The organism is Klebsiella sp. (assembly GCF_027492335.1).
In the GTDB taxonomy this organism is placed as follows: domain Bacteria; phylum Pseudomonadota; class Gammaproteobacteria; order Enterobacterales; family Enterobacteriaceae; genus Klebsiella; species Klebsiella huaxiensis.
Genome location: NZ_JAPUEW010000034.1, coordinates 24,996 through 37,686 on the forward strand (window position 1 = coordinate 24,996; position 12,691 = coordinate 37,686).

Genomic DNA, 12,691 nt, shown 5'->3' on the forward strand with positions numbered 1-12,691 from the left:
CATTTCCGCTGTGTTAAAAACGACAAACCCTTCGACGGAAACCGCCGAAGGGATATTTTAGCCTGGCCGGGCAGGCCGACGATAAATTAACGCGCCAGCCACTGCTGCCCAAGCAGGTCAGCGGTCAGAATCGCCGCATGCACGCTCTGGGCGCTGACCGGGAACGGCATATTGTGGATGGTTTCGCCTTCAGCGCAGGTCGCTTTCGCTACCGCCTGAATTTTCTCGTCGATACCCTCTTTCACGCCCATCTGCGCCAAAGTCACCGGCAGGCCAACTTTCTGGCAGAAGTTCAGCACGGTTTCGATCTCTTCCATTGGACTGTTTTGCAGCACCAGCTGTGCCAAGGTGCCAAAAGCAACTTTTTCGCCGTGGTACAAATGATGGCACTCTTCGAGGATGGTGAAACCGTTGTGAATGGCGTGCGCCGCGGCCAGACCGCTGCTTTCAAAGCCGATACCGCTGAGATAGGTATTCGCTTCAACAATACGCTCCAGCGCATCGGTAACGACCCCGGCCTGAGCGGCGAGACGGGCTTTTTCCCCTTCCGCCAGCAGCGTATCATAGCACAGGCGCGCCAGGCTCAAGGCCGCCGCCGTAGACTGACCGCCCGCCATACTGGTGGCTCTGGAGTCATAGCAGGCCTTCGCTTCAAACCAGGTTGAAAGCGCATCACCCATCCCGGCCACCAGCAGACGTACCGGCGCTTTAGCGATAATTGCCGTATCCATCACCACCATATCCGGGTTTTTCGGGTAAATCAGGTACTCTTCAAACTCACCGGCTTCGGTGTAGATAACCGACAGCGCGCTGGTTGGCGCATCGGTGGAGGCAATCGTTGGGATCACCACCACCGGCAGCTTCTGGTAATAACCAATCGCTTTTGCCGTATCGAGCGTTTTCCCGCCGCCAATACCCACTACGCCGCGACAGCCGTGCTGTTTCAGAATGGCAATCAGGCGATTGATTTCAACATGGCTGCACTCACCGTTAAAGCGCTCAGCATGGCAGCTGATATTGTGGCTGTTCAGGCCATTCAACACTTTATCTCCCGCCAGCTTCATCACGAAGTCATCGGCAATCACGAAAAAGCTGTCCGCCAGGTTTTTAGCGTACTGACCAAACAGCGTGGAGGCATCTGGACCCTGGAGATATTTGGCTGGAGATTGAATAACTTTTAGCATTCCGTTCACCCTCAAATAAGTGCATGTTTTACATGATGAGCCCCGGCATTTCTTCTTCCAGCCTCGTATTAAGAGCGGGAACGAAAGCGCTACCTGAGCGATGCCATCACTGTAGGGCGAGCGGCGGGCAAAAAAATGTTTCGCATTTTTGTCCCGATATGAAACGGATAACAAAAATTATCGTTTCATATTGGAACGTAAATTCACATGAAACGCTGGGATTGCGATCCCGATCCGCTCGTTTGGCATAAAAACAGGTCTGAAACCGGATGACTGGTCGTGTTTTCCACCACTACAGGCAGCAATAGCAGCAAAAAATATTTCTTTGCCAGCGCCTTCCGGGTATGTAAAGCAAGGTAGAAAAATAGCTTTGCGTCGCATTTTTCCATTTCCCCGATTAAAAACGTTTCATTAAGGAACATAAAATAACAATCGCGTTCCGTAATGAAACCCGTTTTATGACGATTTTTTTTTCCGCTAACTCAGCCAGAATCAATACATCGCCGGATATCGCATATCGTCAGGCGGTACCCCTACACGATGACCGCCTCCGTCAGCAGAGAGGCCGCATCGGCAACCTCCGACGGAGAATAAGCAATGAAAAAACTGATTAACCGTGTCGAAGATGTACTGAGTGAACAATTAGCTGGCCTGGCGAAAGCGCACCCTGAACTCACGCTTCACCAGGACCCGGTCTACGTGACCCGTGCCGATGCCCCGGTCGCGGGAAAAGTGGCGCTGCTCTCCGGCGGCGGCAGCGGCCATGAGCCGATGCACTGCGGCTATATCGGCCAGGGGATGCTCTCCGGTGCCTGCCCCGGTGAGATTTTTACCTCCCCTACGCCGGATAAAATGTTCGAATGCGCCATGAACATCGACGGCGGCGAAGGCGTACTGCTGATTATCAAAAACTATACTGGCGACATTCTTAACTTCGAAACCGCCACCGAACTACTGCATGAAAGCGGCGTGAAGGTTACCACCGTCGTGATCGATGACGATGTGGCGGTAAAAGACAGCCTGTACACCGCCGGGCGTCGCGGGGTTGCCAATACCGTGCTGATTGAGAAGCTGGTTGGCGCGGCGGCTGAACGCGGCGATTCACTGGCAGCCTGTGCCGAACTGGGACGTAATCTCAACAACCTCGGTCACTCCATCGGTATCGCGCTCGGCGCCTGTACCGTCCCGGCCGCCGGGCAGCCCTCATTCGAATTACAGGATGACGAAATGGAGTTCGGCGTTGGTATTCACGGCGAACCGGGCATCGATCGCCGCCGCTTCACTTCCCTCGATCGCACCGTCGATGAAATGTTCGAAACCCTGCTGGAGAACGGCACCTACAGCCGCACGCTGCGCCAGTGGGATAACGTCAAAGGCGCATGGCAGGACGTACCGCAGGCGAAAAAAGCACTGCAAAAAGGCGATCGCGTCATCGCCCTGGTCAACAACCTCGGCGCGACGCCGCTATCAGAACTGTACGGCGTCTACAGCCGCCTGGCGCAGCGCTGCGAGGAAACCGGCATCGTTATCGAACGCAATCTTATCGGCAGCTACTGTACCTCTCTGGACATGGTGGGCTTTTCCATCACCCTGCTCAAAGCCGATGACGAGACGCTGGCATTATGGGACGCCCCGGTTCACACCCCGGCGCTAAACTGGGGAAAATAAGGAGCACGACATGTCATTAAGCAGAACGCAAATCGTAGACTGGCTCTATCGCTGCGGCGAAATCTTCACTAAAGAGAGTGATTTTTTAACCGGCCTGGACAGAGAAATTGGCGATGCCGACCACGGCCTGAATATGCATCGTGGTTTTAGCAAGGTGGTAGAAAAGCTGCCGTCAATTGCCGACAAAGACATTGGCTTCATTCTGAAGAACACCGGCATGACGCTGCTCTCCAACGTCGGTGGAGCCAGCGGCCCGCTATTCGGCACCTTCTTTATTCGCGCCGCCCAGGTGACCCAGGCCCATCAAAGCCTGACCCTGGATGAGCTTTATCAAATGATCCGCGAAGGTGCGGACGGCGTGGTCAATCGCGGCAAAGCGGAGCCGGGGGATAAAACGATGTGCGACGTCTGGCTGCCAGTGGCGGAATCATTGCGCCAGTCGAGCGAGCAACACCTGTCGATACAAAGCGCGCTGGATGCCGCCTGCGAACAGGCACAAGCCGCCGTCCACGCCACGATCACCATGCAAGCCCGCAAAGGCCGCGCCAGCTACCTCGGCGAGCGCAGCATTGGACATCAGGATCCGGGAGCAACCTCGGTGATGTTTATGGTTCAGATGCTGGCAGCGGCCGCAAAAGAGTAAGGAAAACGCGATGGTAAACCTGGTTATTGTTTCTCATAGCGCCCAGTTGGGCGAAGGTGTCGGAGAACTGGCCCGGCAGATGTTAATGAACGACGGCTGTAAGCTGGCGATCGCCGCCGGGATTGACGATCCTACAAGCCCAATCGGCACCGATCCGATTAAGGTCATGGAAGCGATTGAATCCGTTGCCGACACCGATCATGTGCTGGTGATGATGGATATCGGCAGCGCCCTCCTCAGCGCCGAAACCGCGCTGGATCTGCTCGATCCGGCGATTGCCGCGAAGGTTCGGCTGTGTGCCGCACCACTGGTCGAAGGCACCCTGGCAGCGACGGTCAGCGCCGCTGCCGGAGCCAATATCGATAAGGTGATCGAAGACGCCATGAATGCTCTGGAGGCAAAGCGCGTACAACTGGGATTACCATCGCAACCGCAATCCTCTTCCACCGTCGCCGCGCTGACCGATGCGCGCTCCGTTTCGGTGGTCATTAAAAACCACAACGGCCTGCACGTCCGCCCGGCATCAAAGCTGGTCGCCGCGCTAACCAGATTCAATGCCGAGTTGGTGCTGGAGAAAGAGGGGAAATGCGTGACCCCGGATAGCCTCAACCAAATCGCCCTGCTCCAGGTTCGCTGCAACGATACCTTACGGCTTCTGGCCCGCGGCCCGGACGCCGACGCCGCGCTGGCGGCATTTCAGGCACTGGCGGCAGACAACTTCGGCGAGCAAACGGACGCATCGCTTTCGGTTCAACCCGCCACAGCCGCTCGCGTACAGGGCCGCGTAGCGCGGTATCCACAGCCGCATGCTACGGTAGAGCGGGAAAATTGCGGCGATACTGGCCAGCAGCAACTGCGCCTGAAACGAGCCATCGACCAGACGCTGGAAGACCTTAGCGCGCTGACCACGCTGGCGGAAGAGAAGTATTGCGCCGATATCGCGGCAATCTTCTCCGGGCATCATACCCTGCTCGACGACCCTGATTTATTCGAAGCCGCCTGCGATATTGTGCGCGATGAACAGTGTTGCGCTGAGTGGGCGTGGTATCAGGTGCTGGTCGATTTAAGCCAGCAATATCGCCATCTCGACGATGCCTACCTGCAAGCGCGCTATATTGATATTGAAGATATTTTGCATCGCACGCTGCGCCACCTTCAGGGCCGCAGTGAGCCGTTGCCGCAATTTAGCGGGCCAACAATTCTCGTTGCCGACGATATCTTCCCCTCTACCGTGCTGCAACTCGACGCCCGGCAGGTCAAGGGCATCTGCCTGCAGGCGGGCAGCGAACTTTCTCACGGCGCGATTATCGCCCGTCAGGCCGGCATCGCCATGCTTTGCCAGCAGGGTGAAGCGCTGAACACGTTGCAAAACGGCGATACCGTCACGCTCGATATTCCCGGCAAACGTATTATTCGCGGGTAGCTTGCCACCCACCTTTTCGCTGCCGGGGGCCAGTCCTCCGGTTTTTTGCTCAATATCCAGGATCCGTTATGTCTCAATTCTTTTTTAATCAGCGCGCCAACCTCGTCAACGAAGTGATTGAAGGGACCATTATCGCCAGCCCGTGGAACAATCTGGCTCGTCTGGAGAGCGATCCCGCCATTCGCGTGGTGGTGCGCCGCGATCTCGACAAAAATAACGTCGCGGTAATCTCCGGCGGCGGTTCCGGTCACGAACCGGCGCACGCGGGGTTTGTCGGTAAAGGGATGCTGACCGCCGCCGTCTGCGGCGATCTATTTGCCTCGCCAAGCGTTGATGCGGTACTGACCGCCATTCAGGCGGTGACCGGCGAAGCGGGCTGCCTGCTGATCGTGAAGAACTATACCGGCGATCGCCTGAACTTCGGCCTTGCGGCGGAGAAAGCGCGTCGCCTGGGCTATAACGTTGAAATGCTGATCGTCGGTGATGATATTTCGCTGCCGGATAACAAACATCCGCGCGGCATCGCCGGGACAATCCTGGTACATAAAGTAGCGGGCTACTTTGCCGAGCGCGGTCATAATCTGGCAACCGTACTGCGTGAGGCGCAGTATGCCGCTAACCATACCGTCAGCCTTGGCCTGGCGCTCTCCAGCTGCCATCTGCCGCAGGATGCGGAATCGACGCCGCGCCATCATCCCGACCAGGCCGAACTGGGGATGGGGATCCACGGCGAACCGGGCGCTTCGGTTATCGCTACCCAGAACAGCGCGGAAATCGTAGGCCTGATGGTTGAGAAACTCACCGCAGCCCTGCCTGAAACCGGCCGCCTGGCGGTGATGATCAACAACCTCGGCGGCGTGTCGATTGCCGAAATGGCGATTCTGACCCGTGAGCTGGCGAATACTCCGCTGCGCCAGCGTATCGACTGGCTGATTGGCCCGGCCTCGCTGGTGACCGCGCTGGATATGAAAGGCTTCTCCCTCACCGCCATCGTACTGGAGGAGAGCATCGAGAAAGCGCTGCTTTCTGCGGTAGAAACCGCAGGCTGGCAGACACCGGTGCAGCCACGCGAAATCAGCGTAATGCCATCAGCGCTGCGCAGCACCCGTGTAGAGTTTGAGCCTTCAGAGAATAGCGTGGTGGCGGGCTATGTTAAGCAGGTCACCAGCACGCTGTCCGATCTGGAAGCAGACCTCAATGCGCTGGACGCTAAAGTTGGCGACGGCGATACCGGCTCCACCTTCGCCGCAGGGGCACGAGAAATCGCCGGTTTATTACAGCGCCGCCAGCTGCCGCTGGATAACCTCGCTACGCTGTTCGCCCTGATTGGCGAGCGTCTGACCGTCGTGATGGGTGGCTCCAGCGGTGTGCTGATGTCAATTTTCTTTACCGCTGCCGGGCAGAAGCTGGAACAAAGGGCAAGCGTCGCCGAAGCGCTGAACGCCGGTCTGGCGCAGATGAAGTTTTACGGTGGTGCGGATGAAGGCGATCGGACCATGATTGACGCCCTGCAACCGGCATTGGCGGCGCTGCTGGCGGAACCGGAAAATCTGCAGGCGGCGTTCACCGCAGCGCAGGCGGGCGCAGACCGTACGCTTCATGCCAGCAAAGCCAACGCTGGACGCGCATCGTATCTGAACAGCGATAGCCTGCGCGGCAATATGGACCCCGGCGCCCACGCGGTGGCGATGGTATTTAAAGCGCTGGCGCAGAAATAACGCAGCTAACAGAACTCCCTGCGGGGCGGTAGTCCGGACAGATGCGCAGCATCGCTTCCGGGAAATTCTGTCTCTCTGCACTCTGCTCCTGGGGCAGCGCAAATCGCCTGCCCGGGCTACAGGTTCACCGGCGTCTGCGGGACGGTAGCCCGGACAGATGCACAGCATCGCCTCCGGGAAATTCTGTCTCTCTGCACTTTGCTCTCGGGGGCGGCGCAAAGCGCTTGCCCGGGCTACAGGTTCACCGGCGTCTGCGGGGCGGTAGCCCGGACAGATGCGCAGCATCGCCTCCGGGAAAACCACCGCGCAATTCTCTTTCGTAGCCCGGGTAAGGCGTCAGCCGCAACCCGGGTTTTCTCCAAGCTTACTTACTGTGCCAGTAGGCCTGAGAACGCACCAGTTGCGGGTCAATCTCTTCACCTTCAAAGCGCGCCAGCAGCGATTTCACCACCGCCCCTTCGCCGGTCACCCAGATAAAATAGTCTTCCGCCGGAACCACCACCTGCGCCAGGCGCTCAGCCACGGCAGATGAGTTATGCCCCACCACCCACTCAATATTAAAGCCATTGAGATCCACCAGATAATCTTTGTAAGACTCATCGCCAATGGTCACAATCGCCGTCACCTGCGGGCGCGTCGGGAGCAGCTGTAAACCTAACAGACGGCGACGCAGCGCGGGCATTCCGGACTCATCGGTGACGTACAGCTGCCAGGCGTAATCCTCCGGCACCACCAGCGAACCACGCGGACCGCCGATCACCAGCTTATCGCCGATTTTCGCCGCCAGCGCCCAGCGGCTGGCAATACCGCCATCGTGAATAAAGAAGTCGTACGCCAGCTCATGGCGTTCAGCATCGTACAGCGGCGTATAGTCGCGGGTCGCCGGACGCGCACCCTCGCCCCAGTTAATGCCTTCATCCGTCACCTCTGGCGGAGTAAACGCAGATCCCGCTTCGGGGAAAAAGAGCTTGGTATGGTCGTCAAAACCTTGGGAAACAAAACCATTCAGCGCCTCTCCACCCAGCACGACACGCTGGAAAGCGCGACCAATGCGCTCAACGCGCAGCACGGTTAACTCACGGAAACGCAGCTCGTTACGAACGCGTTGCGGATATTTAGGTTGATTTGTCGTTGTCATTTTCAGTCGCCTTCGTGAACAGTAAATAGATATATCTAAAAATCTTGCAAATGATAATGATTGCCATTAAAAAAGAATGCAAGCATTTTTTGATATAAGCACAACAAAACGCCACAAAAGTCAAAAAATCAAAATAAATCTTTAATAATCAATATTATAAAAAATAAATGAATTTCAGGGTTGTCATAAAATATTTTTTAGATATAAATTAGATATATCAAAACAACACAGGAACAAAAACATGAAACATCATCACGAAGAAGGACGTGGGCCACGTGGACGCCACGGTGAACATAGCGAACATGGCGAACATGGCCGCAGAGGCGGAGGTGGCGGACGCCGTCAGCGCTTCTTTGGTCACGGCGAGCTGCGTCTGGTTATTCTGGATATCCTCACCCGCAACGCCAGCCACGGTTACGAGCTAATCAAAGAGATTGAAACCCTGACCCAGGGCAACTACAGCCCAAGTCCCGGCGTTATCTACCCGACGCTCGACCTTCTCCAGGATCAGGGATTAATCAGCGTCGCTGACGAAAACGGCCGCAAAAAAATCGCTATTACCGCCGAGGGCAGCCAGCTGCATGCTGAAAACCAGGAACATCTGGAGCACATCCAGGCCAGGCTACAGGCCCGCATGGTGGGCTGTGAACTGCGTAAAAACCCGCAGATGAAGCGCGCGCTGGAAAACTTCAAAGCAGTACTGGATTTAAGAGTCAATCAGCAGGAGATCACCGAAGCGCAATTGAAGCAAATTATCGGCGTGATTGACCGCGCGGCAATGGAGATTTCCCAGCTCGACTAACCGTCTGCCCCATCGCAGGGCAGCCTGCACCGCCGCAAAGCATGCGGCGGAAACCCTTTCCTGCATCGTTTTGCGCCTTCAGGAGTAAAACATGCCAATAATATCGCCGTGAGATTAAATTTTGCACAATCCCGATTTCACGTTGCGTTTATCCCGATTTTCCTGGCCCGAGCCGAAGTGGCGTAATCCCTGCAATACTTAATTCAGTATCATGTGATACGCCCCGTCCAGGAGCTCATTTTGAACAGGTTACCTTCCAGCGCATCGGCTCTGGCCTGCAGCGCACACGCACTGAATCTCATTGAAAAGCGAACGCTCGATCATGAGGAGATGAAATCACTTAATCAGGAGGTCAGGGAATACTTTAAAGAGCATGTGAATCCAGGGTTTTTAGCGTATCGAAAATCAGTCACTGCTGGCGGGGATTACGGGGCCGTAGAGTGGCAAGCGGGAGGGTTGAATACGCTTGTCGACACTCAGGGACAGGAGTTTATTGACTGCCTGGGTGGATTTGGGATTTTTAATGTAGGGCACCGTAATCCAGTTGTCGTTTCCGCCGTCGAGAATCAGCTCGCTAAACAACCTCTTCATAGTCAGGAACTGCTGGACCCGCTGCGGGCCATGCTGGCAAAAACGCTGGCGGCCTTAACGCCTGGCAAACTGAAATACAGCTTCTTTAGCAATAGCGGCACTGAGTCGGTCGAAGCGGCGCTAAAGCTAGCGAAAGCTTACCAGTCCCCGCGCGGCAAATTTACCTTCGTTGCCACCAGCGGCGCGTTTCACGGCAAATCGCTGGGCGCACTCTCGGCTACCGCCAAATCCACTTTCCGCAAACCTTTTATGCCGCTGCTGCCAGGATTTCGCCATGTGCCGTTTGGCGATATTAACGCCATGCGTACGCTGCTTAGCGAGTGTAAGAAAACCGGCGATGACGTTGCGGCGGTGATCCTTGAGCCGATTCAGGGCGAAGGCGGTGTCATTTTGCCACCTCCGGGCTATCTGCCCGCAGTGCGAAAACTGTGCGACGAGTTTGGTGCACTGCTGATCCTCGATGAAGTGCAGACCGGGATGGGCCGCACAGGCAAGATGTTTGCCTGTGAACATGAAAACGTCCAGCCGGATATTCTGTGCCTTGCCAAAGCGCTGGGCGGCGGCGTGATGCCAATTGGCGCAACGGTCGCCACCGAAGAGGTGTTCTCGGTGCTGTTCGACAATCCGTTCCTGCACACCACCACCTTTGGCGGTAATCCGCTGGCCTGCGCGGCAGCGCTGGCGACCATCAACGTACTGCTGACGCAAAACCTGCCCGCGCAGGCAGAGCAAAAAGGCGATATGTTGCTGGACGGCTTCCGTCAGCTGGCCCGCGAGTATCCGGATCTGGTGAATGAAGTGCGCGGTAAAGGCATGCTGATGGCGATTGAGTTTGTTGATAACGAAATCGGCTATGACTTTGCCAGCGAGATGTTCCGCCAGCGGGTGCTGGTGGCCGGAACGCTGAATAACGCCAGGACAATTCGCATCGAGCCGCCGCTGACGTTGACGCTGGAACAGTGTGAGCAGGTGTTAAAAGCGGCCCGCCTCGCGCTAGCAGCGCTGCGGGTTTCGGTGGAAGAGGCGTAGTTTTCTCACTCGCCGCCAAAGGTCATCCTCAAAATCCCCTGGCAACACAGCCTCTGTTAACCAGAGTGCTTACGCCAGGGGTTATCGCTCCTCACGCCATTGTTGCTGAAAAAACGCAGCTCATTGTCTGTAAAGAACAAAAAACACTCATTTAATTATTTAAAAATATGTATTCACATAAAACAATATAAATATTAAATATTTATTTTTATGAATTACCTGAATCTCAATAAAATCAGGAATGTCCGGACATATTTTAAATACTCTTAACCACATGAATTTAATGAACAATAATCAATAAAGTAGTTTATTAAACCAAGCAATACCACAAATACAGCCTTTAATTCTTTTTTCATTATCTGATGCTTTATTAACCTTTTTCAATATTAAAGAGGCCCATAATGGAATAAAGAACGCCAAAGGACGCATTAAATGGTTTTTTACTCTACTAATAAGCAAATCTACACAATGAAAAACCTATCAAAGGAAGCTCTTGCCATCAAATATGAACAGACATTAGAATCTATTTCATAAATAATTTAATTCACAAAGACTAATTCATCATAAACAACTTAAGTTTCAGGAAAGTATCATCGATGTAACTGACAGAATGATGGATATATAAATTCATACAAACTACTACGACTACTACTAATCTAATAGATAGACCGGAGACATGGATGTCGCTCACGATTTTCGGGTTTTTAATTGACGACGCTGTATTATGTTTCAGCCACCCGCTGAAAGTTGTCAATATTACAGAGACACCGCCGCTGTCAAATCCCTTGATCCTACGGGATACCATGTCGAATTTATTATACTTCTTGCTGATTAACCGTCAGCAGAACGTTATTCTGGAAAGTGATATTCTGCACCAGGTCTGGGATAATAAAGGGTTACGTTCTTCGCAATCCCGGCTTATTCAGGTGATATCCAGGCTCAAGTACACCCTGATGCTTGTTGGCGTAAAACATGATTTTATTGAAAGAGTATCCGGGAAAGGTTACCGGATAACCTCTAGCAATATAAAAACGCTTTATAAATTACCGGATATTGAAGTATTAAGACAGAAAATATAACTCAGCATTACTTCTAATACTTATATACCATTTCCTCACCACCTCTTTTAAAAGAGTTTTTAACATGGAGTTTTATATGAAACGTGTATTATTATCTACCGCTATTGCTTCCGTACTGATCGCATCCGCATCTCAGGCATCGGATGGAACAATCAATTTCCAGGGAAAGTTAACTGATGCCACCTGCCAGATTACGATTGACGGCTCATCTTCTCCGGCAACGGTCGTTTTACCGACACTCTCAACTCAGCTTTTAGCCGCTACCGGTGATATCGCTGGACGCACCCAGTTTAATATTGAGCTTTCTGGCTGTACCGGTCTGGTATCCACTTCTACGGCAGCAGCTTACTTTGAAAATGGTTCAACCGTTGACACCACCACCAACAATCTGGTGAACACGACTACCGGCGGCGCGGGTAACGTACAGCTACAGCTGATTGATATTCAGAGCAATAACACCATTGAGATCGGCCGTAGCTCACAAACCTCAAGCAACACTCAGGTGGTTATTCCGAATACCGCCGGGGCAAGTATCGGCACCACAATGCTACCTTATGCCGTTCAGTATTACGCGCTGGGCACCACGACGCCGGGTGTTGTCACAAGTAACGTCAATTTCAGCATTAACTATCAGTAAATTCATCGTCATTGGATGACATATGAAACCACCGATGGAAGAAACTCCATCGGTTAACAGGAAGGATCCCATAATGAAAAAAAACATTATTGCCATGCTACTCGCCATGATCACTGTCTTTCCTGCCTGCGCCTCGGTCGTTATTACCGGAACGCGCGTCATATACCCGGCAACCGAACGTGAAGTGACGGTAAAAATGGAAAATAAGGGTAGCTCACCGGTATTAATTCAGTCCTGGGTGGATAATGGCGATCCTACTTCAACCCCGGATACGGCCACTGCCCCCTTTTTACTAACTCCGCCGATTAACCGTGTTAATGCCGGGAAAGGGCAAACGTTGCGGATTCGTTTTACAGGCGAAACATTACCGCAGGATAAAGAGTCTGTTTTTTATCTTAACGTTCTGGAAATACCCCCCACGGTCAAAGGTGAGTTAGCAGAAAAGAATCTGCTTTCAATGGCCTTTCGTTCTCGCCTGAAGCTTTTTTATCGTCCACAGAATTTAATTAAAAATGCGAGTGAAGCGCCAGAAAACGTTGTCTGGAAGCGTCAGGGCAACAAGGTGACGGCAAATAATGCCACGCCATACCACGTAACGGTTGCCTACTTTTCAGAAGATGAAAAGGGGGAGAAAAACCTTGGCGCAGGCGGCATGTTAACCCCCGGCGAAACGCACACCTGGACGCTGGACCGCGTATCTACCCGCTGGTATCCCATGATTATCAACGACTACGGAGCCCTGCGCCCTGTCGATCCAAATAAAAAATAAATGAATTCGG

Annotated in this window: 11 protein-coding genes; 9 read left to right on the forward strand and 2 right to left on the reverse strand. The window is 53.7% G+C overall.

All coding sequences use genetic code 11. The features are described from left to right. Window positions 1-86 precede the first annotated feature (86 nt). On the reverse strand, window positions 87-1,184 hold the full coding sequence (locus QVF11_RS10080) for a glycerol dehydrogenase (protein ID WP_181484802.1): 1,098 nt from the start codon (window positions 1,182-1,184) through the stop codon (window positions 87-89). A 597-nt stretch (window positions 1,185-1,781) separates the two neighbouring features. Between QVF11_RS10080 and dhaK the strand changes: the two genes are divergently transcribed. The 4 genes from dhaK to QVF11_RS10100 all read left to right on the forward strand — a co-directional run bounded on the left by dhaK (window position 1,782) and on the right by QVF11_RS10100 (window position 6,636). Then, window positions 1,782-2,852, forward strand: a complete 1,071-nt coding sequence (gene dhaK, locus QVF11_RS10085; protein ID WP_142514351.1) for a dihydroxyacetone kinase subunit DhaK — start codon at window positions 1,782-1,784, stop codon at window positions 2,850-2,852. 10 nt (window positions 2,853-2,862) lie between these two features. Beyond that, window positions 2,863-3,495, forward strand: a complete 633-nt coding sequence (gene dhaL / locus QVF11_RS10090; protein WP_112213668.1) for a dihydroxyacetone kinase subunit DhaL — start codon at window positions 2,863-2,865, stop codon at window positions 3,493-3,495. A 10-nt stretch (window positions 3,496-3,505) separates the two neighbouring features. Continuing rightward, window positions 3,506-4,918, forward strand: a complete 1,413-nt coding sequence (dhaM, locus tag QVF11_RS10095; RefSeq protein WP_287856697.1) for a dihydroxyacetone kinase phosphoryl donor subunit DhaM — start codon at window positions 3,506-3,508, stop codon at window positions 4,916-4,918. A gap of 68 nt (window positions 4,919-4,986) precedes the next feature. Then, on the forward strand, window positions 4,987-6,636 hold the full coding sequence (locus QVF11_RS10100; RefSeq protein ID WP_142514349.1) for a glycerone kinase: 1,650 nt from the start codon (window positions 4,987-4,989) through the stop codon (window positions 6,634-6,636). Window positions 6,637-7,000: 364 nt separating this feature from the next. On the opposite strand, the gene QVF11_RS10105 is transcribed toward QVF11_RS10100, so the two are convergent. Next, entirely contained in the window at window positions 7,001-7,774 is a 774-nt protein-coding gene (locus QVF11_RS10105) for a siderophore-interacting protein (protein ID WP_287856699.1), read from the reverse strand. Between the two features lie 241 nt (window positions 7,775-8,015). Here QVF11_RS10105 and QVF11_RS10110 point away from each other — a divergent pair, with 241 nt between their 5' ends. The 5 genes from QVF11_RS10110 (at window position 8,016) to QVF11_RS10130 (ending at window position 12,681) form a co-directional block, all read left to right on the forward strand. Then, window positions 8,016-8,576 (forward strand): PadR family transcriptional regulator, encoded by a 561-nt coding sequence (locus QVF11_RS10110; protein ID WP_110272978.1) that lies wholly within the window; start codon window positions 8,016-8,018, stop codon window positions 8,574-8,576. A 240-nt stretch (window positions 8,577-8,816) separates the two neighbouring features. Continuing rightward, window positions 8,817-10,196: a putrescine aminotransferase gene (gene ygjG, locus QVF11_RS10115; RefSeq protein WP_110272977.1), complete on the forward strand. Its 1,380-nt coding sequence runs from the start codon at window positions 8,817-8,819 to the stop codon at window positions 10,194-10,196. A 680-nt stretch (window positions 10,197-10,876) separates the two neighbouring features. Beyond that, window positions 10,877-11,275, forward strand: a complete 399-nt coding sequence (locus QVF11_RS10120; RefSeq protein WP_287856702.1) for a winged helix-turn-helix domain-containing protein — start codon at window positions 10,877-10,879, stop codon at window positions 11,273-11,275. 76 nt (window positions 11,276-11,351) lie between these two features. Beyond that, window positions 11,352-11,912 carry a fimbrial protein gene (locus QVF11_RS10125; RefSeq protein ID WP_287856704.1) on the forward strand — a complete coding sequence of 187 codons (561 nt, stop codon included), beginning with the start codon at window positions 11,352-11,354 and terminating at the stop codon, window positions 11,910-11,912. A 73-nt stretch (window positions 11,913-11,985) separates the two neighbouring features. Then, entirely contained in the window at window positions 11,986-12,681 is a 696-nt protein-coding gene (locus QVF11_RS10130) for a fimbrial biogenesis chaperone (protein WP_287856706.1), read from the forward strand. Window positions 12,682-12,691: the final 10 nt, after the last annotated feature.

Excerpts from the sequence above, each read along its gene's own strand:
- QVF11_RS10080 (WP_181484802.1), bottom strand. The coding sequence starts at position 1,184 with ATGCTAAAAGTTATTCAATCTCCAGCCAAATATCTCCAGGGTCCAGAT.
- dhaK (WP_142514351.1), top strand. The coding sequence starts at position 1,782 with ATGAAAAAACTGATTAACCGTGTCGAAGATGTACTGAGTGAACAATTA.
- dhaL (WP_112213668.1), top strand. The coding sequence starts at position 2,863 with ATGTCATTAAGCAGAACGCAAATCGTAGACTGGCTCTATCGCTGCGGC.
- dhaM (WP_287856697.1), top strand. The coding sequence starts at position 3,506 with ATGGTAAACCTGGTTATTGTTTCTCATAGCGCCCAGTTGGGCGAAGGT.
- QVF11_RS10100 (WP_142514349.1), top strand. The coding sequence starts at position 4,987 with ATGTCTCAATTCTTTTTTAATCAGCGCGCCAACCTCGTCAACGAAGTG.
- QVF11_RS10105 (WP_287856699.1), bottom strand. The coding sequence starts at position 7,774 with ATGACAACGACAAATCAACCTAAATATCCGCAACGCGTTCGTAACGAG.
- QVF11_RS10110 (WP_110272978.1), top strand. The coding sequence starts at position 8,016 with ATGAAACATCATCACGAAGAAGGACGTGGGCCACGTGGACGCCACGGT.
- QVF11_RS10120 (WP_287856702.1), top strand. The coding sequence starts at position 10,877 with ATGTCGCTCACGATTTTCGGGTTTTTAATTGACGACGCTGTATTATGT.
- QVF11_RS10125 (WP_287856704.1), top strand. The coding sequence starts at position 11,352 with ATGAAACGTGTATTATTATCTACCGCTATTGCTTCCGTACTGATCGCA.
- QVF11_RS10130 (WP_287856706.1), top strand. The coding sequence starts at position 11,986 with ATGAAAAAAAACATTATTGCCATGCTACTCGCCATGATCACTGTCTTT.